Below are 22,437 nucleotides of genomic sequence, written 5' to 3'. Positions count from 1 at the left end.
CGCATCAACACGCCCGGCAACCAGCCGCCAGGCGGACCGTCGACGGACAGGACGCGCCCAGCGGGCCAACCCCTGCAACGGCCGCAAGGCCCTGCAGGCGCTACGGAAGCCCGAGGCCTGCGAGGCCTCCCGACGGGAACGCAGGTAAGTGGCGCTCGCGGAGGTCCCGTCGGCCGGCTACCAGCGCACCGGCAGGCTGCGCACCCCGCGCATCAGCATGCCGGGGAGCCAGTCGCCGGGCGGGCCGTCGAGGGACAGGCCGGGGGCGCGCTCCAGGAGGGTGTGGATCGCCGTGCGGGCTTCGAGGCGGGCCAAGGGGGCGCCGAGGCAGTAGTGGATGCCGTGGCCGAAGGCGAGGTGGCTGCGGGTGTCGCGGCGGATGTCGAAGCGGTCCGGGGCGGGATGGCGCAGTCCGTCGCGGTCGGCGGCGGTGAGGCCGACCATCACGAAGTCGCCCTTCTCGACGTGGGTGCCGCCGATCTCCAGGGGTTCGACGGCGAACCGGAACGTGGCGTTCTCCACCGGTCCTTCGTAGCGCAGCGTCTCCTCGACCGCAGCGTCGACGAGGCTCATGTCGGCGCGCAGAGAGGCGAGTTGGTCCGGGTGCGTGAGCAGGGCGTGGACGGCGTTGCTGATGAGATTGACCGTCGTCTCGTGCCCGGCGATGAGCAGGATGAAGGCCATGCCGCGCAGTTCGCCCGGGGAGAGCCTGTCGCCGTCCTCGGCGGTGGTGCGGATCAGGTCGCTGAGCAGGTCGCCGCTCGGCCCGGCGCTCCGCTTGTCCTCGATCAGCTCGGTGAGGTACTCGGCGAGCCGCGCGAACGCGTGGTGTTCGAGGTCCGCGTCGGTCGGCGCGACCGCCTCCGACGACATCTTGCGGAACTCGCCGCGGTCCAGCTCCGGTACGCCGAGCAGCTCGCAGATGACGGTGATCGGCAGCGGATACGCCAAGGAGTCCACGAGGTCGGCGCGGCCGTGCGGCAGCATCGCGTCGAGCAGTTCGTCGGTGATCTCCTGGATCCTGGGCCGCAGTTCCTCCACGCGGCGCACGGTGAAGGCGCGCGAGACCAAGGCACGCAGGCGAGTGTGCTGGGGCGGGTCGGAAGCCAGCAGGTGCTTCCCGATCAACTCCTCGTCGAGGAACATCATGCCGATTCTGCTGCCGTTCTTGGCCAGCCGCGGGTCGGCGAGCGCCGTGCGCGCCTCCTCGTACCCGACGACGAGCCAGGTCTCGTGGTGCTGGTCCGGTACGGGCAGCCGCACCCGGTGCACCGGCCCGCGCTCGCGCAGTCGCGCGTACACGGGATGCGGGTCCTCGCGGAACCCGTCGCCGAACTCCCCCAGGTCGATCACTTCCGTCATGTTCACCCCGTCCCACCCCGTCCCCCGCCCGGTTTTCTCCCGGTGCACCGACAACGCACGGCGGGTGCCGCTAGTGCCCGTCGCCGTCCGGTTCCTCCAGAAGGCCCGCGTCGTACGCCAACAGGGCGATCTGCACACGGTTGTTGAGGTCGAGCTTGGCCAGGATGCGGGAGACATGGGTCTTGACGGTGGCGACGCTCATGAAGAGCGTGGCGGCGATCTCGGCGTTGGACAGGCCGCGGCCGACCGCGACGGCGACCTCGCGTTCGCGGTCGTTGAGGGCGTCGATGCGCACGCGCGCGTGCATGCGCCGGGTGTCGGCGCCGGAGCCCGCGGCGTGCTCCATCAACTGCCGTGTGACGGTGGGCGACAGCACGGGGTCGCCGACCGCGACCCGGCGCACGGCATCGACGATCTCGGCGGGCGGGGTGTCCTTCAGGACGAACCCGGCGGCGCCCGCACGCAGGGCGCGCAGCACCTGTTCGTCGGCGTGGAAGGTGGTGAGGACCACGACCTGCGGGGCGTCCTTGCGGTCCCGCAGCCGCTCGGTGGCCGTGAGGCCGTCCACCGACGGCATCCGGATGTCCATGAGGACCACGTCGGGACGGGTGCGGTCGACGAGTTCCTCGACCTCGGCGCCGTCGGCGGCCTCGCCGACGATCTCGATGTCGTCGGCGCCGCCCATCATCAGGGACAGCCCGGCCCGCACCAGGGGGTCGTCGTCGACGAGGAGCAGTCTGATCGCAGTCATGGGCCTTACGTAATCACGGCGGGCGGGGCCGCCGCGCCCGGGTCGCCTCATCCCCAGGGCAGCCAGGCCCGCACCCGGAACCCGCCGTCCGATTCCGGCCCGTGCTCGAGCCGGCCGCCGGTCAGGGTGGCCCGTTCCGTCAGCCCGATCAGGCCCTGCCCGGAGCCAGGCACGGCGGGCACCTCCCCCTCCGGGGCGGGGTTGCGCACGTCCACGACGAGCCCCTCGCCCGGGGTGCCCGTGACGGAGACGGTGACCTCCGTGCCGGGAGCGTGTTTGCGGGCGTTGGTCAGGGCCTCCTGAGCGATGCGGTAAGCGGTGCGGCCGACGGAGGACGGGACGGCGGCGGGGTCGGTGACGCGGCTTGCGAGGGTGACCTTCATGCCGGCCTCGCGGCACTCGGTGACCAGCGCGTCCAGCGCGGCGAGCGTCGGCTGCGGACGGCCCGCGTCGTCGGGCTCGCCCGCGCGCAGGACACCGATGATCTCCCGCAGGTCCTGGAGTGCCTCGTGCGCACTCTCACGGATGACACCGGCCGCCCGCGCGACCTCCTCCCGAGGTGCGTCGGGCCGGAACTCCAGAGCGCCCGCGTGCACGCTCAGCAGCGTCAGCCGGTGCGCGAGGACGTCGTGCATCTCGCGGGCGATGGCCTCGCGGGCGAGCCGCTGCGCCTGCTCGGCGCGCAGCTGCGCCTCCGTCTCGGCCCGCCGGGCGCGGTCGCGCAGGCTCACCATGAGCTGGCGCTTGGACCGTACGAACATGCCCCAGCCGATGACGGCGAGACTGAACAGCTCCGCGAACGCGACCGCCCCCGCGTACGGCAGGTCCGGGTCCGGGCGCAGCCAGAAGAACAACGGGATCAGCGCGACGGAGATGCCACCGATCCAGGCGACGTACCGGAAGGGCCGGTGCACGGCGAGGGTGAAGATCGCGATCATGCCGGCGCCGCCCGCCGTGTTCGACAGCAGGCCGACGGGGATCATCGCGACGGCGAGCCCGAGCGGCCAGCGGCGGCGCGCCCACACCGCGGCGCAGGCCAGCGCACCGAGCAACTGGTCGACGACGGCGAGGGCGTGCGGGGTGTGCGTGTCGCTGTTCAGGGTGTCGGCGGCCGCCAGACCGATGGCCACGGCGAGCAGGAAGCAGGTGAAATCGACGACCCAGTCCCGCACGGTGCGCCGGGGCCGCCCGGACCGCCCGGCGTCGGGGTCGATCTCGTGCAGTACGGCCGACGGGAACAGCCATCTGCGGCCGATGACCCTTGCGGCCGGTGTCGGCTTGTCATCCCTCACGGTCGCCAAATCTACGCAGTGAGGCGTGCCGCCACCCCTCCATGCGGAGGATCCCCGACCAAAGTCGCACCACTGGAGACTTTCGGCGCGCGCCGCCGCCGGACGGTGGACTTCCGGCGGGGACGACTCGCCCCGCGGCCGATGTCTGTGGGGGGTCCGCGGGGCGAGGGTCGGAGCATGAAGCAGCTGCTGGAGCTACTCGGATTCATCGCCCTGGTGCAGGGCGTGCTGGGCCTGGTGCACGAGTTCACCGACTGGCATGTGGGCCTCGTGCAACGGCTCGGCCTCCTCGACGGCTACGGGGTCTACACGAGCGTCGCGCTGCTGGTGCTGGCGTTCGCGCTGTTCGCCGCCGCGGAGAGCCGGAAGTCCGGATGAGCGCCGACCGGACTTCCGGCTGGTCGCACTGTTCCCTCGGAGTGACTGAGCGGGGGAAGTCGCTCAGCAGCCGAAGTCGATCAGGTCGAACGTGGCGTAGTGGTCCGAGGTGTAGTAGTCCTCCTGGGACTGCTCGCCGGTCACGATGCGGCGAGCTCCGCGCGTGGACGAACCGGGCGTGATGACCGTGTACTCGTGGTAGTACCCGGACGACTGGCTGGGCAGGACGCCTTCACGGTTCGAGAAGACGGTGCCGTCCTGCGAGTACGGGTAGGGCCCGCCCTGCGCGATCAGGTCGAGGGTGTCGTGGGCCTGGGAGGGCAGGGAGTTGTAGCAGATGCTGCCGACGGAGTCGGCGGCGGCGTCCGCAGTGGTGGCGGTGACGGCGCCGCCCACGAGGAGGGCGGACAGAAGAACGGCTGCGGCACCGATGCGAGTGGTGCGTGTGGGGGATGTCATGCCGTCATGATGACGCGCGTAGACAGTGGCATGTCAATGTCAAGTCCGGAGAATTTCCCGTCAAGTCCGATGAGTTTTCCGCACGTTAACTTGCAGCCCTTCGTCCCCACGCGGTCCCCACAAGCACCAGCGCGCCACCCGCCAGTCCGACCACCCCGAGCCGTTCCCCGCCGAGCGCGATGCCGGCCCCGGCGGCCCACAGGGGTTCGGTGCCGAGCAGCAGGCTGACGCGCGAGGGGGACGTCCGGCGCACGGCCCACATCTGCACGAAGAACGCGAACAACGTGCAGCACACGGACAGGAAGAGCAGCCCGGCCCACTCCCGCGCCCCGAAGCCGGCCGCCGCGCCCCACGGCGTGGTGTCGGCGCCCGCGGACAGGACCGCGAACACCACGACGGCGGCGCCCAGTTGGACCGTGGTGAGCGACAGCGCGTCGGCGCCCCGGACGGCCCTGATGCGGGACATGGCGAGGACGTGCACGGTACGGGCGAGGGCGGCGAACAGCATCAGCAGGTCGCCGAGGGAGGGGCGGGTGAAGCCGCCGCCCTGGGTGAGCAGCACGACGCCGAGCACGGAGAGACCGGCCGCAGTAAGGAATGCCCGCGGGGGCCGGACGCGCGTGACGGCGGCCTCGGCGAGCGGGGTGAAGATCATCGTGAGGCTGATGACGAGGCCGGCGTTGGTCGCCGAGGTGTGGACGACGCCGTACGTCTCCAGCAGGAAGATCCCGCCGAGGATCAGCCCGAGCAGAGCGGCGCCGCGCCACTGGGCGGCGGTGAGGGCACGCAGGGAGCGCCGTGCGACGACGGCGAGCACGGGCAGGACGACGGCGAAACGCAGCACCAGGACGGCGAGCACCGTCCGCGCGGTGGTGATGTCCTTGGCGGCGAGGTAGCTCGAGCCCCACACGACCGCGACGAGAAGCACGGGCAGGTCGGTGAGCCAGGCCCGGCGGGGGGCGAACGGGCGTGGTACGGCGATCGACGACATGGGGGCGGCTCTCCCGGTCTCCGGCGGGTGTGCGGAGACCTCGGCGGCTCCCACGGGGAGCGATCACCGTACCGGCGCGGGTGATCTTCGGCTAGGCGTTTTCCGGGAGCTCGTACGAGCCGTAGTCGGGTCGTCCGGCCACGTCGTACGACTGGATGGAGACCCCGGCAGGGGTGGTGCGGCCGCCCGTGTGGCGGAACTTGGTCGGTACGGCGCCCTCCCTGAAGAGACGGAGGCCCGTGCCGAGCACCACCGGGAACGTCACCAGGTGGAGGGTGTCGACGAGGCCGAGGTCCAGCAGGGACTGGACGAGGGCGCCACTGCCGTGCACCTGGAGCTCGCCCTCGGTGCGCTCCTTGAGGGCGGTGACCTCCTTGGCGAGGTCGCCGCTGATCACCGTCGTGCCGGACCAGGCGGGGTCGCTGAGGGTGGACGACGGGACGTACTTCGGCAGCGCGTTCAGCTGGGAGGCGATGCGGTTGGCGGGGTCGGTCACCTTCGGCCAGTACGAGGCGAAGATGTCGTACGTGCGGCGGCCGAGGAGGAACGCGGCGGGGCGCTCGAAGACCTCGCCGACGAACCGGCCGAAGTCGTCGTCGCCGTAGACGAAACTCCAGCCGCCGTGCTCGAAGCCGCCCCGGGTGTCCTCCTGGGGGCCGCCGGGTGCCTGGTAGACGCCGTCGAGGGTGACGAAGATCGTGGAGACGAGCTTGCCCATGGCGGGTGCCTGCTTCCTGGTGTGGGGTCTGTTGTCATCACCTCAGACCCCACCGGCGCCCGCAACTCATCGGTCGGTCGTACGGCGCTCCGGCCTACCCGGCGTGCGTCGAGAACAGACCGCCCGTCGGGCCCTGCTTGTCGCCGCCCTGGGCCTTCTTCAGGGCATTCGCCAGGCTCTCGATGGTGAGGGACTGCAGGATCACCCGGCCGTTGCCCTCCAGGGTGGCCAGGGACAGGCCCTCGCCGCCGAAGACGGCGTTCATCATGCCCTGGCGGTTGAGCCCGCCGATGCGCTGGACGCCGTACTGGATGCCCTCCTCGAAGGCGACGACGCAGCCCGTGTCGACCTCGATGCGGCCGCCGAAGTCGGCGGGGTTCAGGTCGATGAAGTTGCCGGCGCCCGCGATGATCACCGTGCCGTGCCCGGTGAACTTCTCCAGGATGAAGCCCTCGCCGCCGCTCATGCCGGTGCGGCCGCCCTGGAAGGCGATGCCGAAGTCGACGGTGGACTCGGCGGCGACGAAGGCGTCCTTCTCGGCGAACCACGCGCGCGTGCCGTCGAGTTCCAGGGCGCGCATCTCGCCCGGGAGCACGCCCGCGAAGCCGACGGTGCCCTCGCCGCCCTGCGCGCTGAAGTACTGGAACGCCATCGACTCGCCCGCGAGCATGCGCTGGCCGACCTGCATGGCCGTGCCCATGGCCTGGCGCAGCATGCCGCCCATGCCGCCGCCTGAGCCGCCTTGGGACTGCCCGCCGCCGTTCGACGGACCGGACAGGCGGGTCTCCATGGTCACGTTCGTGGTCTTGAACAGGAACTTTCCGGCTTCGCAGTACACGGTCTGGCCGGGGTGCAGGTTGACGACCGCCATCTGCATGGCGTTGCCGACGATCTCTTGCTGAAGTGTCACGTGGGCAGAACGTCGGAGGTGGAGGAAAGAGTTCCGGCCACTCGATCCGGTCACTCGATCTCGGTGTCCGTTCGCCGCCAGCACCCTGGTGCGGGCGGCGCTGGGATGGACCCATGACAACGACTTACGGAACCCTGAACGGCAAGGCGGCTCTGGTGACCGGCGGCAGCCGCGGCATCGGCGCGGCGACCGCACTTCGGCTCGCCCGGGACGGCGCGGACGTGGCCGTCACCTACGTGAACGGCAAGGAGGCGGCCGAAGACGTCGTACGGCGGATCGAAGCGCTGGGGCGCCGGGCGGTGGCCCTGCGTGCGGACTCCGGGGACGCGGAGGAGGCTGCGAGGGCGGCGGAACATACCGCTCAGGCGCTGGGCCGGCTCGACGTGCTGGTGAACAACGCCGGGGTGGGCGTGCTGGGTCCACTGGAGGGCCTGACCCTCGCCGACGTCGACCGCGTGCTGGCGGTGAACGTGCGCGGGGTGTTTCTGACCTCGCAGGCGGCGGCCGCACGGATGCCGTCCGGCGGGCGGATCATCACGATCGGTACGTGCATGACCCAGCGTGTGCCGGGGCCGGGCGGAACGCTGTACGCGACCAGCAAGGCCGCGCTGATCGGCCTGACAAAGGCACTGGCCCGGGAGTTGGGCGGGCGCGGGATCACGGCGAACATCGTGCATCCGGGTCCGGTCGACACGGACATGAATCCGGCGGACGGACCGTCCGCCGCCGACCAGGCGGCGATGACGGCGATGGGGCGTTTCGGGGCGGCCCACGAGGTGGCCTCGACGGTCGCGTATCTGGCGGCGGCGGATTACGTCACCGGAGCGGAGTTCGCGGTGGACGGTGGCTTCGCGGCGTGACGGTCAGGTGAATGTCTCTCTCGCCCGGTGCAGGTAGCTGAAGTCGTGGCCCTCGCGGGCCCTGGCAAGGGGGCGTATCTCGCGGGTGGCCACGTTCAGTGCGATGCCGCCCACGGCCGACAGGGCCCAGCCCAGACCGGGCTGCGCCACTTCACCGGCCCCGGCGGCCAGACCCACGGTCACCATCACCGACCGTTCCACCCAGGCCATACGGCTGCTCTTCGCCGCCTTGCGGTAGTCATCGACGGACTGCTCGATCTCGCGGCGCAGCTGGGCCAGGACGTCGGCCGGGTGCTCGTAGTCGCGGCGGAGGTTGCCGAGCAGTCGGTGCAGGGCGCGCATCAGCCGGTCGCGTTCGTCGCTGTGGCTTTCGCGGAAGGCGAGGACGTTGGCGGTCTCCGTGCCCGGAGCGGGAACGGGCAGGAGACGGCCGAGTTCCACCTCCCAGGCGGCCACGGACAGCTCGGGCGCGCTCAAGGACAGGCGGTAGGCGTCCGCACGATCGGTGTACGGGGTGTACGAGACGTCGGCGTGCCGGGCCAGTTCACGCGCCATGGCGCCTACGACGATTTCCTGGACCCGGTTCGGCACACCCACCGTCCAACGACGCTCGTCGCGCGATGTGGCCAGACCGAGCCGCTGCAGCTCCCAGGGCAGCCAACTGCTCATCTTCGACTCGTAGAGAAAGGATTGCGGTGGAAACGACAAGCGAGGCCGGTCCGGACTGGCCGCCAGACGCCGCAGCTCGCGTCTCAGCGCCAGGGAGGCCGCACACCGCTGTTCCTCGGCATCCAGCCAAGGGAGGATGTCGTCGGGATCCCTGAGGATGTCCATGTACTGCCCGGTCAGCCCCAACGGCGTGTAGAGGCCACGATCCTTCAGGTCCTTCAACTCCCGAGGCACGGCGGCCTCGTAGACCTGCGGATCCGCGGGTACGACCGAACCGATGCCGTCCCAGTACAGCAGCGCCTGATGCAGCACCTCCGTCGGTGGCTTCACCAACGGGTAGTAGAGCAGAACCGCCAACACGCCTCCCCGTGAACACCCCGTTCGCCATGGGGTGTTCACGGTAGCGCAGGTCAGCCGCCCAGCTCCTGGTGGCGGGCGGAGAGACGGTTCGCCCCCTCCTCCGTCAGTGAGCCGTGCAGCCGCAGGCGCGAGATGCCCCCGTCGGGGTAGATGTCCACGCGCGCGTGCGTGCCGACTGCCGGGGCCGGCAGGACGAAGCGGTGGTTGGTGTCGGGCTGCAGACGGGTGCGCGGGAGGATCTCGCGCCAGTCACCGTCCTCGCCGTCCTTCACCGACACCGACGCCCAGCCCGCGCTGTTGCCCTTCAGATACGCCGTGTCGATCTCGATCGCGCGGATCTGGGACTGGGCCGCCAGGCGGTAGCGGATCCAGTCGTTGCCCTGGTCGCGCCGGCGGCGGGTCTCCCAGCCGTCGTCCATCTTGCGGGAGCGGCCCGGCTGGATGGTGTTCGTGGCCGGGGAGTAGAAGAGGTTGGAGGCGTCCTCGGCCTGGCCGCCGTTCTCCAGGGCGACGACGTCGAAGGTGCCCAGGGTCGCCAGCCACTCGGGGTCCGGGACGACCTCGCCGTACACGCGCAGGCGCGCGATGCCGCCGTCGGGGTGCTGGTTGACGCGCAGGTGGGTGAAACGCTGTTCGGCCGAGACGGCGAAGCCGTTGGCCGCGTGGCCGCCGACCGGGGTGCGCGGGACGAGGGTCGTCCACTTCACGTCGTCGCCCAGGAGCTCCTCCGGGGACGGGGAACCGGGTACCGAGGTGCCCTCGACCGACACCGCCTGCGGGTAGTTGCCGCGGAAGTGGGCCGTGTCGACCACGATCCCCCGTACGACACCCGGCGCTCCCAGCCGGACCAGCGCCCAGTCGTGGTCCTCGGCCGTCGGCCACGGGTGGTCGGCGGAGGCTCCACGGCGGCGGCGCGTCTCCCAGCCGTCCATGATCTTGCCCTTGTGCCCGAAGTGCTCGGGGTCGAACTCGGCCTGCTCGGGCACCAGCAGGTTCTCGCGCTGGGCGAAGAACTCGTCGTTGGCGGCGATCACTCCGGCGCCGAGGCGCCGGTCGGCGAGGTTGGCGTACTGGGTGAAGGGGAAGTCGGCGGTGCGGTAGTCGGCGTACGGGTCACCGCCTCCGTACGGGTTCGCGTCGCCGGTGAAACTGGCCAAACGGGATGGATGCTGCGCCGTCACGGTGATCAGATCGTCCTTTCGGGGTCGGCCGCTGCGGGTGCGGGAGGTTCGGTCAGTGGTCGCGGGTGAGCAGCTGCCCCTTCGGCTCGGTGAACTCGCCGTCCGCGACGACGCGCTCGCCGCGCAGCCAGGTCGACTTCACGACGCCGTACAGGGTCTTGCCCGCGTACGCCGTCACGCGGTTGCGGTGCTGGAGGGCCGCCGGGTCCACGGTGAACGTCTCGTCGGGTGCGAGGACCGCGAAATCGGCGTCGCGGCCCGCTTTGATGGCGCCCTTGCGTGCGTCCAGGCCCACCAGTTCCGCCGTGCGCGAGGACATCCAGCGGACCACGTCCTCCAGGCCGTGCCCGCGTCTGCGCGCCTCGGTCCACACCGCGGCCAGGCTCAGCTGGAGTCCGGAGATGCCGCCCCAGGCGGTCGCGAAGTCGTCCGTCTTGAGGTCGGCCGTGGACGGGGAGTGGTCGGTGACCACGCAGTCGATGGTGCCCTCCGCCAGCGCCTGCCACAGCCGGTCCTGGTTGGCGGCCTCGCGGATGGGCGGGCAGCACTTGAACTCGCTTGCGCCGTCCGGTACTTCCTCGGCGGTGAGGGTGAGGTAGTGGGGGCAGGTCTCGACCGTGATGCGCACGCCCTCGGCCTTCGCCTCGGCGATCAGCGGGAGCGCGTCGCTCGACGACAGGTGCAGTACGTGCACGCGCGCGCCCAGGCGTTTCGCCTGGGCGATGAGCTGGGCGATCGCCGTGTCCTCGGCGTCGCGCGGGCGGGAGGCCAGGAAGTCGGCGTACTTGGGGCCGCCGTGCTGCGGGGCCGCGTCCAGGTGGTGCGGGTCCTCGGCGTGCACGATCAGCAGGCCGCCGAAGGAGGCGATCTCGGCCAGGGACTGGGCGAGCCGCTCCTGGTCGAGGTGCGGGAACTCGTCCACCCCGGACGGCGACAGGAACGCCTTGAAGCCGAAGACGCCGGCCTCGTGCAGCGGGCGCAGGTCCTTGACGTTGTCGGGCAGGGCGCCGCCCCAGAAGCCGACGTCGATGTGCGCCTTGTCGGCGGCGACGTCCTTCTTCGTACGGAGGTTGTCGACCGTCGTCGTCGGCGGGAGGGAGTTGAGCGGCATGTCGACGAGGGTGGTGATGCCGCCGGCCGCCGCCGCGCGGGTCGCGGTCCAAAAGCCTTCCCACTCGGTGCGGCCGGGGTCGTTGACATGCACGTGCGTGTCGACCAGGCCGGGCAGCAGGACGTCGTCGCCGAAGTCCTCGAACCGGACGCCCGAGGGTACGGCGGCGACGTACGGCAGTACGGCCGTGATCCTGCCGCCCGCGACCGTGACCGTGGCGGGACGCGTTCCCTCGGGTGTGATGACGCGCGTCGAGCGCAGCACCAGCTCTGTGTCGGACACCCGGACCCCTCTCAGCCGCCGCGATTTACTTCCACGTAACGGAATTCAACTTTCTGTTGAAGGAGTCTTCACTCCCGCTTCCGCGCCGTCAAGGGCACACTTCTCCACAGTGCACCCCCCGAGCCCACTCTGGACGTTTCCACAAAGCGGAATTAGAATTCCAGCAAGCAGAACGGAGCTACGCACAAGCGGGGAGTCAACCGACCGGCGGGTAGGCTTCTGCCCTTCCCGCCAGTCCCGAAAGGAACGCGCCGTGCCGACGTCCAGCGCCAGCACCACCGACGCCGCCAAATCCAACGGCGGCGGCGTCCAGTCCCTCGAGCGCGCCTTCGATCTGCTGGAACGGATGGCGGACGCGGGCGGCGAGGTCGGGCTGAGCGAGCTCTCCGCGAGCAGCGGACTGCCGCTGCCCACCATTCACCGACTGATGCGCACACTCGTGGCCTGCGGATACGTCCGCCAGCAGGCCAACCGCCGGTATGCACTCGGCCCGCGCCTGATCCGTCTCGGCGAGTCCGCCGCCCGGCTGCTCGGCACCTGGGCGCGCCCCTATCTGGCCCGCCTGGTCGAGGAGACCGGCGAGACGGCGAACATGGCGCTGCTCGACGGCGACGAGATCGTCTACGTCGCCCAGGTGCCGTCCAAGCACTCGATGCGGATGTTCACCGAGGTCGGCCGCCGGGTCCTCCCGCACTCCACGGGCGTCGGCAAGGCCCTGCTCGCGAACACCCCGGACGACGAGGTCCGCGCCCTGCTCTCCCGCACCGGCATGCCCGCCGCGACGGACAGGACGATCACCACGCCGGAGGGCTTCCTCGCCGCCCTGGAGGACGTGCGCCGGGACGGCTACGCGGTCGACGACAACGAGCAGGAGATGGGGGTGCGCTGCCTCGCCGTCTCCGTGCCCAACTCCCCCACCGCCGCCGCCATTTCGATCTCGGGACCCGCGGGCCGGGTCACGGAGGCGGCGACGGACAAGATCGTGCCGGTGCTGCAGCAGGTGGCGGCGGAGCTGTCGGAGGCACTGGTCAGCCAGAATCCGGCGTGAGGGCGCCGCGACGCCGGCGCGGCCCCCGGCGGGGGCCCTTGCAGCACGTCGTGTTCGACGGGTGGCCGGGGCCCGGCGATGAAGACATCCGCCCTCGGTCCGGCGGCAGCTGACACTTGATCAGCCAAGGGCAACCCCGCACCAGCCTGCAGCCGCCGCACACCTGATCCGGCACCCCGCGCAGCACTCAGCGCGGTGGTTCCCCGAACAGGTCCACTGCGTTGCGTACGTCCGACAACCCCCTGGCCAGCGCGCTCACGGAGCCGATCGCCCCGGCGATCAGCAGCAGGGACCGGCGCAGGCGGGGGATTTCGGGGGCGCCGTCGATCGTCATCGCGGCGAGGGCGGCGAGTTCGTCCTCGGCTATGCCACGGTCGGGGAACTCGGCGGGGTGCGCGGCGAGTTCGCGGCGCAGCCGGGACACCGCGGTCCGCAGTTCCGCCACTCTCGGGTCCTCGTCGCTGCCGGTCACTGGCCTCTGCCCCAAGCTCCGCAACACAGCTCTCCCCCTTGCACGCCCTCGTGCGCAGTCTCCTCGTGCACCCGCAAAAGCCCCGTGGCGCTGGTCGGGCGCCGGGGGACGCGGGTCAGTAAACGCCACCCGATACCCGGTGCGCCACTGTGCGGACGGAAATTCAGCCCCCGGAAACCGGGCACTCGCCCTGGCGTCAGGTATGCAGGACCCATGACGGAGAACGAACAGCAGGTGGCCGGGCTGGTCCTCGCCGCCGGCGGCGGGCGGCGGCTCGGCGGACGCCCCAAGGCGCTGCTTCAGCACCATGGACGGCCGCTGGTCGAGCACGCCGTCGGCGTGCTGCTCGCGGCCGGCTGCACCCGCGTCCACGTGGTCCTGGGGGCGCGGGCCGAGGCCGTACGGGAGCAGGCGGAACTGGAGGGGTGCGTGCTCGTGGAGAACCCGCAGTGGGAGCAGGGCATGGGGACCTCGCTGCGGGCCGGGCTGGACTCGCTCGCCGGGACGGGGGCCCGGGCCGCCCTCGTCTCGCTCGTCGACCAGCCGGGGATCGGACCCGAGGCAGCAGGGCGGGTACTGGCCGCGTACCGGGACGAGACGTCCCTCGCCTCGGCCGCCTACGACGGCGTACGCGGCCATCCCGTCCTCTTCGGCAGCGCCCACTGGGCACAGATCGCCGAGACCGCGACCGGGGAGCGCGGGGCCCGCGCCTATCTGAAGGCGCACGAGCCGGCGATCACGCTCATCGAGTGCGGGGACGTGGCACAGCCGTACGACATCGACACGGAAGCCGATCTGGTCCACCTTGAGTGAACCTTGAGTGAGCAGGGTGGCACTGAGCGCCACCTTCCCTCGACCCGGAGAATCTCGACATCAACAAACCATTGAACTTCCACAATGAGGAAACTAGTATCCACTGTTCAGAAGCGCCCTACCGCTCCAGGGGCGCCGCTCGCCGTACCCGGTTCGACTGGCACCCGGTGCCACCGCTGAAGGAAGTGACAGCTCATGTCCGCACCAGCGCCGTCCCCGCTGGCCATCGTCGACGCCGAGCCGCTGCCGCGGCAGGAGGAGGTCCTCACGGAGGCGGCCCTGGCCTTCGTGGCCGAGCTGCACCGGCGGTTCACGCCCCGGCGTGACGAACTCCTCGCCCGCCGCGCGGAGCGCCGCGCCGAGATCGCCCGCACCTCCGCGCTCGACTTCCTCCCGGAGACGGCCGCCATCCGCGCGGACGACTCCTGGAAGGTGGCCCCCTCCCCCGCCGCCCTGAACGACCGCCGGGTGGAGATCACCGGCCCCACCGACCGCAAGATGACCATCAACGCCCTCAACTCGGGCGCCAGGGTCTGGCTCGCGGACTTCGAGGACGCCTCCGCGCCGACCTGGGAGAACGTGGTCCTCGGTCAGGTCAACCTGGCCGACGCGTACACCCGCAACATCGACTTCACCGACCCGGCGAGCGGCAAGTCGTACGCCCTGCGCCCGAACGAGGAGCTGGCGACGGTCGTCATGCGCCCGCGCGGCTGGCATCTGAACGAGCGCCACCTCGTCGACGCCGACGGCAAGCAGGTCCCGGGCGCCTTCGTCGACTTCGGCCTGTACTTCTTCCACAACGCCCAGCGGCTGCTCGACCTCGGCAAGGGCCCCTACTTCTACCTCCCGAAGACGGAGTCCCACCTCGAAGCCCGCCTGTGGAACGAGGTGTTCGTCTTCGCGCAGGACTACGTCGGCATCCCCCAGGGCACCATCCGCGCCACCGTTCTGATCGAGACGATCACGGCCGCGTACGAGATGGAGGAGATCCTCTACGAACTCCGCGACCACGCCTCGGGGTTGAACGCGGGCCGCTGGGACTACCTGTTCTCGATCGTCAAGAACTTCCGTGACGGCGGAGCCAAGTTCGTCCTGCCGGACCGCAACGCGGTGACGATGACGGCGCCGTTCATGCGGGCGTACACCGAACTCCTCGTCCGCACCTGCCACAAGCGCGGGGCGCACGCGATCGGCGGCATGGCGGCCTTCATCCCGTCCCGCCGGGACGCCGAGGTCAACAAGGTCGCGTTCGAGAAGGTCCGCGCCGACAAGGACCGCGAGGCGGGCGACGGCTTCGACGGCTCCTGGGTCGCGCACCCGGACCTGGTCCCGATCGCCATGGAGTCCTTCGACAGGGTGCTCGGCGACAAGCCCAACCAGAAGGACCGTCTGCGCGAGGACGTCCACGTCGAGGCCGCCGACCTGATCGCCGTCGACTCGCTGGACGCCAGGCCGACGTACAACGGCCTGGTCAACGCCGTACAGGTCGGCATCCGTTACATCGAGGCCTGGCTGCGCGGTCTCGGCGCGGTCGCCATCTTCAACCTCATGGAGGACGCGGCGACCGCCGAGATCTCCCGCTCGCAGATCTGGCAGTGGATCAACGCGGGCGTCGAGTTCGAGAACGGCGAGAAGGCCACCCCGGAGCTGGCCCGCAAGGTCGCCGCCGAGGAGCTCTCCAACATCCGCCAGGAGATCGGCGAGGAGGCCTTCGCGGCCGGTCACTGGCAGCAGGCCCACGACCTGCTGCTGCAGGTCTCCCTGGACGACAACTACGCGGACTTCCTCACGCTGCCCGCGTACGAGCAGCTCAAGGGCTGACCTACTCCTGAGACGCCTTGTCCGAGTGGCCCAGGGACCTTCCCGGGGCCACTCGGTCGCGTACGGCCTGCTTCACGGCCGTCGGCTCCGGGAAGCCCTGTTCGCGGCGGTCCCAGACCACCTCGTCGTTGACCCGCACCACGAAGACACCGCCGGTTCCGGGCTTGAGCGACAGCTCGGTCAGCTCCGCCTCGAAGGTGGTGAGCAGCTCCTGTGCCAGCCAGGCCGCGCGGGGCAGCCAGCGGCACTGGGTGCAGTACTCGATCTGTACTACCTGTCCCACGCGGTTCATCCGAGGTGCACCGACCAATCCTGTTCCGCCGCCGGTTTGCCGTGCAGGTCGGGGACCCGCTTCAGCCACTTCGGGCGGCCTTCCTGTGTGCGCGCCGTCCGCAGGGCCTCCTCGGCGGCGAGTTCCTCCCGGGTGGGGAAGTCGGTGGGGAGCCAGGCCGCGGAGGCCTCCACGCGCGCGTGGAGGTAGTCCACGTACGCGGCCCGGATGTCGTCCGGGGTCGCGAAGCCCTCCTCCCCGGCCAGCCAGGCGTCGGGGACCTCCGCGGCGATGTCCCGCAGCAGCTCCCGCGTGACCTTCGGCGCCAGCTCCGCGTCGGCCGCCCGCACGTCGGGGGCGTAGTGGCCGAGGGCGTGATGCCGGAAGTCGTACGCCTTGGTGGGGTCCGAGCTGTCCCAGCGGTGGTGGAAGACGAGGGCCGCCCCGTGGTCGATCAGCCACAGGCGCGGGGGCGCGATCCCGAGCGTCGGCCAGACCATCAGGTTCGAGCTGTGGACCGTGCGGTCCACGTTCACGGTCAGCGCGTCGAGCCAGACGATCCGGCCCGCCTCCAGGGCATCGACCGGGAACGACTTCGCGACCTCCGGGGTGAAGTCCCTCGCGCCCGGCAGGTAGTCCATGCCGAGGTTGATGCCCGCGCTGGCGCTGTGGAGCTCCCGCACCTCCTGGTGGGGCTCGCCGTCGGCGATCGCCGGGTCGAAGTGCACAAGGACCAGCTCGGGGAAGCGCAGCCCGAGCGCGCGGGCCAGCTCGCCCACGATCACCTCGGCGACCAGCGCCTTGCGGCCCTGCGCGGACCCGGTGAACTTCACCACGTACGTCCCCAGGTCATCGGCCTCGACGACTCCGGGTACGGAGCCGCCGGACCGCAACGGGGTCACGTATCGAACAGCAGTCACATCGCGCAGCACACCCGCCAGGGTATGTAGGTCGGCCCTCACCCGGCCAGCGGATTCGGCAGCGGCAGGTAGCGGGCGTCCGCGCCGTCCGCGCCCGTCCAGCGCAGCAGCAGGTTCGTCTTGCCGGGGAGAGTCGGTGCGGTGAGCAGGGCGGCGGTCTCGGGGAGGTCGTGGCGGGCGAGTGCGCGGCGTGCGGCGGGCCAGGGGTCGAGGCCGGGGTGGCGTTCGGCCAGGGCGGCGGCGACCTCCGCGAGGTGGTTGACGACCAGGCAGTAGACCAGCCGTTCCCAGCCGGCCGCGCGCGAGACGTCCGGCAGCAGCTTCACGCCCTCGGCGTCCCGGAACAGCGCCTGTACCGGGGTGCCGTCCGTGTCGACGGCGACCAGCGTGTTCTGCAGGTGGGCTTCGAGTACGACGCCGTGGTCGGCGAAGGCGGCCAGGGCCGGAGGCACGACGACCCTCAGGTACGCCTCCCACCAGGCCTCCGGGTCGGAGGTCCCGTCGAGCGGGCTGCCCGCGAAGCCCTCCACCAGGCCCGCGGCGAGCAGCGGGGTCGCGCCGGGCAGCAGATGGGGGCGCAGTCCGTCGCGGACCAGGACGGCGAGTTCCTCGAAGGCGAAGTCGGCGGTGCGGTAGCCGCGGTCGCCGAGCCAGGCCGCCGGGCCGTCCGTTGCGGCGAGGGCGGCGGCCGCCGCCGCGTCCGTCCGGCGGAGCTTCAGCAGGTCGTGGCGCCACAGCCGCCGGATGTCGTTGGTGATGCGGACGTCGAGGCTGAACTTCAGGAAGAGGTCACGCCCGGGGACGTGGAGGGTGCGGATCGCGGCCGTCGGCCAGGCCTCGAAGCCGGTCGTCCCCAGCCGGATCAGGCGGCCGTCGGCGAAGGCGGGCTCGAGGTCCAGGAGGTCGAGCTGCCAGGGGTGGGCGGGCAGCAGGCGGTAGCCGGGCGGGGCCTCGCCGAGGGCGTCCAGCGCCGCGGTGTCGCCCTCCTCGACGACCAGGTCCTCGCGCACGCCGAGCAGCACCAGCGGGAAGCGGGCGTGGGCCTCGGGGGCGTACGGCAGCCAGCCGGCGACCGGGCCGCCGCCGCGTGCCTTGGGGGCCGGGTGGTAGGGATGGCCCGTGATCAGGGACTGCTCGGAGCGCTGGTACGGGTCCTCGGGCGCCGTCGCCCCGGCTCGGGCGGCCAGCAGTGCGGCCACGGCGTCCCGGCTGTCGATCATCTCGGCGGGGAGTTCGTGGTTCGACAGGCCCGTGTGACGGCGCAGCTCCTCGGCGACGAGCTTGACGAGTTCGGTGTGCCCGATGTGGTGCCAGTGGCCGGCGGCGAAGACCTCGGGGTCGGCGGGCCGCCGCTCCCCGCGCACCCGCAGCAGGCGGCCGCTGCCGCGCAGACGGTAGGTGCGAAGTGCGCGGGTGTCCGAGCCGGACGGCCCGGACGCACCGCAGGCTCCCGTCTCGGAGCCGGACCGCGCGGCCGCACCATCGGCCCCCGCCTCGCAACCACACCGCCCAGACGCACCGCAGACCCCAGCCACGCAACCACATCGCCCGGACCCACCGCAGCCCCCCGCTTCGGAGCCGGACCGCCCAGACGCACCGCAGCCCCCCGCCTCGGAGCCGGATCGCGCGGGCGCACCATCGGCCCCCGCCTCGCAACCACACCGCCCAGACGCACCGCAGACCCCCGCCACGCAACCACATCGCCCGGACCCACCGCAGCCCCCCGCTTCGGAGCCGGACCGCCCAGACGCACCGCAGCCCCCCGCCTCGGAGCCGGATCGTGCGGGCGCACCGCAGGCCTCCGCCTCGGAGCCGGATCGCGCGGGCGCACCGTCAGCCCCGGCAGTCGCGCCGGACAGCCCGGACGGGCGGGGGGCACCAGGTTCCGTGACCGGCTCTGCGACCTCGCGCAGCAGACAGTTGAGGAGCGGTGCGGCCGCGTATGCGTCGGCACTGCGGGCGGGGTCGTCACAGGTGTGCGGGGGGATGAGATCCACGCGATCCACTCGTTCCCTGAGGTCCGTTCGGGCGGAGACGATCAGTATGTATGCCGTCACCTCCCGTCCGTGACGCCCTACTCGTACCCGAGGAGCCCGCCCGTGCACCGTCCCCACCCGGCGGAGGCCGACGTCGCCGACGAGCTGGCCGCCGTACGCCCCGCGCTTGAGTCACGGTACGCGGCCGAGCTGCCCGGTGCCCGGGCGGCCGTGCTGACCCGGCTGTGGCGGGCGCTCGCCCATGAGCCACTGCCGTGGATCACCGGCCGGGACCGGGACCGGGAGGGCCTGACCCTGCGCCTTCGCGACGGGCGCCGGCTGCACGGGCCGGCCGCGGATCCGTACGCCACCGCCGCCTACGTCACCGCCGTACATCTGGACAGCGTGGCGTACGACCATCCGGCGCAGCTGATGACCGACCTCGCCGTGCCGCACTGCGTGGACTTCGCGGCCGAACTCGGGCACAGCGTGGCATCGTTGGCGCTGTCGCGGGCCGATCAGGAGCGCCCCACGGACGAGTGGCCCGCGCAGGACTGGGAGTGGGAGCAGCGGGTGGTCGACGGGCATCCCTTCCATCCGGGCTGCCGTTCCCGGCCCGGCTTCTCGGTGGCCGAGCAGCTGGCCTACGGGCCGGAGCACCGGCCGCGGGTCGAGCTGGGGATGCTGCCGGTCCGGGTCGACGAGTGCCTGGTGACGGGGGTGTGGCCGGACGACATGCGGGACGGGGAACGGCTGTTGCTGCCGGTGCACCCGTGGCAGGCGGCGCATGTGCTGAAGCGGACCTGCGACGAGCGGCTCACCGCGCATCCGCTGATGTCCCTGCGCACGCTCGCGGTGCCCGGCGGTCCACATGTCAAGACGGCCCTGAGTGCCCGGCTGACGTCCTCGGTGCGGGACATCTCGCTCTACTCGATCGCGCTGTCGGCGACGTTGTCGGCGTTCGCGGAGTCACTGGCCGCGCGCTCCGACGGCCTCCTGCACGTCACACGCACCTGGGGTGCGGCCGCGGCCGAGTCCGCGGACCTCGCCGCCGTGGTGCGGGAGTCGCCGCAGACGTACGCCTCGACGGCCCGCGGCGAGCGGGTCGTGCCGGTGGCCGCGCTCGCCACCACCGCGCTGCCCGAATCCCCCGCCTGGCTCGCCGACTTCACCCGCCTCACCCTCACCGTCGGCCTGCGCCTGCTGGAGCTGGGTGTGGCTCTTGAGGCGCACGGCCAGAACCTCCTCGTCGTCCTCTCGGCGACGGGTGCCCCGCTGCGGCTGGTCTACCGCGACCTCGCCGACATCCGCGTCAGCCCGGCGCGGCTGGCCCGGCACGGCATCCCGGTCCCGGACCTGGCCGGACGGATCGTCACGGACGACGTGACGACGCTGCGGCGCAAGCTGTTCGGGTCGCTGGTGGCGGGCGCCCTCGCCGGTACGGCGGGTTCGGCGCCGGTGCTCGGAACGGCGCTGGAGACGGCCGTACGGGATCTGCCGCACACCCCCGACCTGCTCGCGCTGCTCGAAGAACCGCTGCCCGCGAAGGCTCTGACACTGATGCGGATGTCACCGGGGACGCCCGGCGACCAGTGGGCCGAGCTGCCCAATCCCCTGCGCCCGCAGGCCCGCTGACGCTCGTTTTGGAGCGCGGCACCTCTGATCAATAAGATCCGCCGATGATCAGAAGACAACGGCTGGCGGCAGGGGTGTGCGCCCTGCTCGCCGCCCTGGCGGCCGGGATTGCTTTCCCGGCCGCGGCGACCGCCGGCGAACCCACGGGCGAGGCCACCGCGAAGGTCGATCTCGTCCTCGACGTCAGTGGTTCCATGCGGACCCGGGACATCGACGGCGGGACCCGGATGGCCGCGGCGAAGCAGGCGTTCAACGAGGTCCTCGACGCGACGCCCGAGGAGGTCCAGCTCGGCATCCGCACGCTCGGCGCCAACTACCCGGGCAACGACCGGCAGACGGGCTGCAAGGACACCGCGCAGCTCTACCCGGTCAGCACGCTGGACCGGACCGAGGCGAAGACGGCGGTCGCGACGCTCTCGCCCACCGGCTGGACCCCGATCGGCCCGGCCCTCCTGAAGGCGGCCGGCGACCTGCAGGCCGGCGACGGCTCCAAGCGGATCGTGCTGATCACCGACGGCGAGGACACCTGCGCCCCCCTCGACCCGTGCGAGGTGGCCCGCGAGATCGCCGCCAAGGGCATCGGGATGACCATCGACACCCTCGGCCTGGTCCCGAACACCAAGCTGAACAAGCAGCTCAGCTGCATCGCCGAGGCGACCGGCGGCACCTACACCTCGGTCGAGCACACCGACGAACTCACCGACAAGGTCAACCAGTTGGTGGACCGGGCGGCCGACCCGGTGGTGACGCCGGTCGCCACCGAGGGCGCCGCGCAGTGCACGGACGCGCCGACCCTGAAGTCGGGCCTGTTCACCGACCGCGAGGAGTTCGGGCAGGAGCGCTGGTACCGCGTGGAGGTCATGGCGGGCCAGGAGCTGCGCGCCTCGGTGAGTGTGGCGGCCGACCGGGCCGTCGGTCCGGACTACGGGGCTCTGCTGCGGGCCGTCACCGTGCACGGCCGCGAGATCGTGCGCGGGGAGGCCGCGGGCAACGGGCGCACGGACGTCATCTCCACCGGCCTGCGCTATCCGAAGCCCGAACGGGACGACGACGACAGCGACAAGCCCGCCGCGGAGACCGTGTGCCTTCAGGTCACCAACTCCTTCTCGGCGGCCTCCGGTGTGAAGACCACGCCCGGTCTGCCGCTGGAGCTGACCGTGGACGTGGTCGACGGCCCGTCCCACTCGGGCGACGTGGCCTCCTTCGGCCTCGGCCGCGGTTGGTGGCTGCTCGGCGTACTGGTGCTGGTCGGTTTCCTGGCCGGTCTGATCTGGGGCTGGCTGTCGCGCTGGCGGGTCGCGGTCTGGAGGACCAACTGATGCGGATCACACATGTGTTGAGCGCGGCCCTGCTGACGCTGGGGCTGGCGGCCGCTCCCGCGGCGGCCGACTCCTCGCCCTCGCCCAGTGCCTCCGACGGCAGCTCGGCGCCGACCTCGGCGGGTACGTCCTTCCGTACGGCGACCGAGTTCGAGCAGGGGCAGCAGGCCACGGCGGTCGGCTCCACGGGCGACTACCTGTACTGGTCGTTCCCCGCGGACGCCGGTCAGCGCCCCACCGTCGAGGCGACGGTGAAGCTGCCGGCCACGCATGCCGCGCAGACCTGGCAGATCGACGTGTACGACGGACTGCGGCGCCGCCAGGCCTGCCAGTACGGGGCGCAGACCCGCACCGCGGCCCAGGGCACGGCCAGGGTCGACCTGGCCTGCACCCTGCGTACCGTGCGCGCCTGGTCGGAGCCGTGGGCCGATGACCCGCTGCCGGGGACGTACTACATACGGCTGACGGTGGTGAACCTGGCGCCGGCCGACCTCGGCCAGCCGATCCGCGCCTCGGTCCGGGTCGGCTCCAAGGACGTCGGCGGCTCGGCGGCGGTGGACGGCTCGCTGGCGAAGCCGCTGGTACCGGGGATCGCGGTGACCTCCAAGTCCGAGGCGGAAGACGGGGATTCGTCCAAGTCCGCCGTGCTGTCGAGCATCGAGCCCGAGGACGGCTGGGCATCCGGCTGGTGGTCGGACCGGTGGGTGTGGACCGCGATCGGCGGCATGCTGGCCGCGCTCGCCGGCGTCGGCGGGTATGCGCTGACGCGCGGTCCGGGACGGCCCTCTCGGGTGCCGCCGGGCGCCTGACACCCCAGCAGAAGGCCCGCCCCGAGCGG

The 22,437-nt window shown here is 71.7% G+C and carries 22 protein-coding genes and 1 pseudogene; 9 read left to right on the top strand and 14 right to left on the bottom strand.

Features of this window, described 5'->3' with window-relative positions; translation table 11 throughout:
• Nucleotides 1–148 (top strand): annotated as a pseudogene (locus tag IH68_RS58355) (dehydrogenase); the annotation flags it as partial.
• A gap of 29 nt (nucleotides 149–177) precedes the next feature.
• Here IH68_RS58355 and IH68_RS0128700 read toward each other — a convergent pair.
• The 3 genes from IH68_RS0128700 to IH68_RS0128690 form a co-directional block, all read right to left on the bottom strand.
• The gene (locus tag IH68_RS0128700; RefSeq protein ID WP_030940597.1) at nucleotides 178–1,362 is read right to left on the bottom strand and encodes a cytochrome P450 family protein; all 1,185 of its coding nucleotides are present in this window, start codon (nucleotides 1,360–1,362) and stop codon (nucleotides 178–180) included.
• A gap of 70 nt (nucleotides 1,363–1,432) precedes the next feature.
• Complete coding sequence (locus IH68_RS0128695) at nucleotides 1,433–2,113, bottom strand: response regulator transcription factor (RefSeq protein WP_030940595.1); 681 nt, start codon at nucleotides 2,111–2,113, stop codon at nucleotides 1,433–1,435.
• Nucleotides 2,114–2,160: 47 nt separating this feature from the next.
• Nucleotides 2,161–3,405, bottom strand: coding sequence for a histidine kinase (locus IH68_RS0128690; protein ID WP_420719012.1), 1,245 nt, complete (start codon nucleotides 3,403–3,405; stop codon nucleotides 2,161–2,163).
• Nucleotides 3,406–3,582: 177 nt separating this feature from the next.
• On the opposite strand from IH68_RS0128690, the gene IH68_RS0128685 reads away from it, so the two are divergent.
• Nucleotides 3,583–3,783 (top strand): hypothetical protein, encoded by a 201-nt coding sequence (locus IH68_RS0128685; RefSeq protein WP_030940591.1) that lies wholly within the window; start codon nucleotides 3,583–3,585, stop codon nucleotides 3,781–3,783.
• A 63-nt stretch (nucleotides 3,784–3,846) separates the two neighbouring features.
• On the opposite strand, the gene IH68_RS0128680 is transcribed toward IH68_RS0128685, so the two are convergent.
• The 4 genes from IH68_RS0128680 to IH68_RS0128665 form a co-directional block, all read right to left on the bottom strand.
• Complete coding sequence (locus IH68_RS0128680; protein ID WP_030940590.1) at nucleotides 3,847–4,242, bottom strand: ribonuclease domain-containing protein; 396 nt, start codon at nucleotides 4,240–4,242, stop codon at nucleotides 3,847–3,849.
• Nucleotides 4,243–4,327: 85 nt separating this feature from the next.
• Nucleotides 4,328–5,233, bottom strand: coding sequence for a DMT family transporter (locus tag IH68_RS0128675; RefSeq protein ID WP_030940586.1), 906 nt, complete (start codon nucleotides 5,231–5,233; stop codon nucleotides 4,328–4,330).
• 91 nt (nucleotides 5,234–5,324) lie between these two features.
• Nucleotides 5,325–5,951, bottom strand: coding sequence for a dihydrofolate reductase family protein (locus tag IH68_RS0128670; protein ID WP_030940584.1), 627 nt, complete (start codon nucleotides 5,949–5,951; stop codon nucleotides 5,325–5,327).
• A 94-nt stretch (nucleotides 5,952–6,045) separates the two neighbouring features.
• On the bottom strand, nucleotides 6,046–6,861 hold the full coding sequence (locus IH68_RS0128665) for an AIM24 family protein (protein WP_030940582.1): 816 nt from the start codon (nucleotides 6,859–6,861) through the stop codon (nucleotides 6,046–6,048).
• A 113-nt stretch (nucleotides 6,862–6,974) separates the two neighbouring features.
• Here IH68_RS0128665 and IH68_RS0128660 point away from each other — a divergent pair, with 113 nt between their 5' ends.
• Nucleotides 6,975–7,721: an SDR family oxidoreductase gene (locus IH68_RS0128660; RefSeq protein ID WP_030940579.1), complete on the top strand. Its 747-nt coding sequence runs from the start codon at nucleotides 6,975–6,977 to the stop codon at nucleotides 7,719–7,721.
• A gap of 3 nt (nucleotides 7,722–7,724) precedes the next feature.
• Here the strand turns inward: IH68_RS0128660 and IH68_RS0128655 are convergent, their stop codons facing one another.
• The 3 genes from IH68_RS0128655 to allB are packed head-to-tail and all read right to left on the bottom strand — an operon-like array spanning nucleotide 7,725 to nucleotide 11,324.
• The gene (locus IH68_RS0128655) at nucleotides 7,725–8,750 is read right to left on the bottom strand and encodes a hypothetical protein (RefSeq protein ID WP_159403732.1); all 1,026 of its coding nucleotides are present in this window, start codon (nucleotides 8,748–8,750) and stop codon (nucleotides 7,725–7,727) included.
• Between the two features lie 50 nt (nucleotides 8,751–8,800).
• Nucleotides 8,801–9,931 carry an allantoicase gene (gene alc / locus IH68_RS0128650; protein ID WP_030940575.1) on the bottom strand — a complete coding sequence of 377 codons (1,131 nt, stop codon included), beginning with the start codon at nucleotides 9,929–9,931 and terminating at the stop codon, nucleotides 8,801–8,803.
• A gap of 52 nt (nucleotides 9,932–9,983) precedes the next feature.
• Entirely contained in the window at nucleotides 9,984–11,324 is a 1,341-nt protein-coding gene (gene allB, locus IH68_RS0128645) for an allantoinase AllB (RefSeq protein WP_030940574.1), read from the bottom strand.
• Nucleotides 11,325–11,577: 253 nt separating this feature from the next.
• Here allB and IH68_RS0128640 point away from each other — a divergent pair, with 253 nt between their 5' ends.
• Nucleotides 11,578–12,372, top strand: a complete 795-nt coding sequence (locus IH68_RS0128640) for an IclR family transcriptional regulator (protein ID WP_030940573.1) — start codon at nucleotides 11,578–11,580, stop codon at nucleotides 12,370–12,372.
• A gap of 187 nt (nucleotides 12,373–12,559) precedes the next feature.
• Here IH68_RS0128640 and IH68_RS0128635 read toward each other — a convergent pair whose 3' ends face one another.
• Nucleotides 12,560–12,844, bottom strand: a complete 285-nt coding sequence (locus IH68_RS0128635) for a DUF5955 family protein (protein ID WP_030940572.1) — start codon at nucleotides 12,842–12,844, stop codon at nucleotides 12,560–12,562.
• A gap of 213 nt (nucleotides 12,845–13,057) precedes the next feature.
• Between IH68_RS0128635 and IH68_RS0128630 the strand changes: the two genes are divergently transcribed.
• Both IH68_RS0128630 and aceB read left to right on the top strand, forming a co-directional pair.
• Complete coding sequence (locus IH68_RS0128630) at nucleotides 13,058–13,657, top strand: nucleotidyltransferase family protein (RefSeq protein WP_030940570.1); 600 nt, start codon at nucleotides 13,058–13,060, stop codon at nucleotides 13,655–13,657.
• Nucleotides 13,658–13,852: 195 nt separating this feature from the next.
• Nucleotides 13,853–15,478, top strand: coding sequence for a malate synthase A (aceB, locus tag IH68_RS0128625; RefSeq protein WP_030940569.1), 1,626 nt, complete (start codon nucleotides 13,853–13,855; stop codon nucleotides 15,476–15,478).
• 1 nt (nucleotide 15,479) lies between these two features.
• On the opposite strand, the gene IH68_RS0128620 is transcribed toward aceB, so the two are convergent.
• From IH68_RS0128620 to IH68_RS0128610, 3 genes are read right to left on the bottom strand one after another with little or no spacing between them, the layout of a single operon-like run.
• On the bottom strand, nucleotides 15,480–15,761 hold the full coding sequence (locus tag IH68_RS0128620) for a SelT/SelW/SelH family protein (RefSeq protein ID WP_199931934.1): 282 nt from the start codon (nucleotides 15,759–15,761) through the stop codon (nucleotides 15,480–15,482).
• Nucleotides 15,762–15,766: 5 nt separating this feature from the next.
• Nucleotides 15,767–16,681, bottom strand: coding sequence for a HipA family kinase (locus IH68_RS0128615; protein WP_030940567.1), 915 nt, complete (start codon nucleotides 16,679–16,681; stop codon nucleotides 15,767–15,769).
• Nucleotides 16,682–16,707: 26 nt separating this feature from the next.
• On the bottom strand, nucleotides 16,708–18,204 hold the full coding sequence (locus tag IH68_RS0128610) for an IucA/IucC family protein (protein WP_078912637.1): 1,497 nt from the start codon (nucleotides 18,202–18,204) through the stop codon (nucleotides 16,708–16,710).
• A gap of 564 nt (nucleotides 18,205–18,768) precedes the next feature.
• On the opposite strand from IH68_RS0128610, the gene IH68_RS0128605 reads away from it, so the two are divergent.
• Genes IH68_RS0128605 through IH68_RS0128595 form a run of 3 tightly spaced genes read left to right on the top strand, consistent with a single transcriptional unit; the run spans nucleotide 18,769 to nucleotide 22,408 of the window.
• Nucleotides 18,769–20,280 (top strand): IucA/IucC family protein, encoded by a 1,512-nt coding sequence (locus IH68_RS0128605; protein WP_030940563.1) that lies wholly within the window; start codon nucleotides 18,769–18,771, stop codon nucleotides 20,278–20,280.
• 44 nt (nucleotides 20,281–20,324) lie between these two features.
• On the top strand, nucleotides 20,325–21,599 hold the full coding sequence (locus IH68_RS0128600; protein ID WP_030940560.1) for a VWA domain-containing protein: 1,275 nt from the start codon (nucleotides 20,325–20,327) through the stop codon (nucleotides 21,597–21,599).
• Nucleotides 21,599–22,408: a hypothetical protein gene (locus tag IH68_RS0128595; RefSeq protein WP_030940557.1), complete on the top strand. Its 810-nt coding sequence runs from the start codon at nucleotides 21,599–21,601 to the stop codon at nucleotides 22,406–22,408. The genes IH68_RS0128600 and IH68_RS0128595 overlap by 1 nt, the downstream gene beginning before the upstream one ends.
• Nucleotides 22,409–22,437 lie beyond the last annotated feature (29 nt).

Source organism: Streptomyces sp. NRRL S-646 (genome assembly GCF_000720765.1).
Lineage (GTDB): Bacteria > Actinomycetota > Actinomycetes > Streptomycetales > Streptomycetaceae > Streptomyces.
The sequence above is the reverse complement of the archived record's forward strand: the minus strand, read 5'-3'. Positions and strand labels throughout refer to the sequence as shown.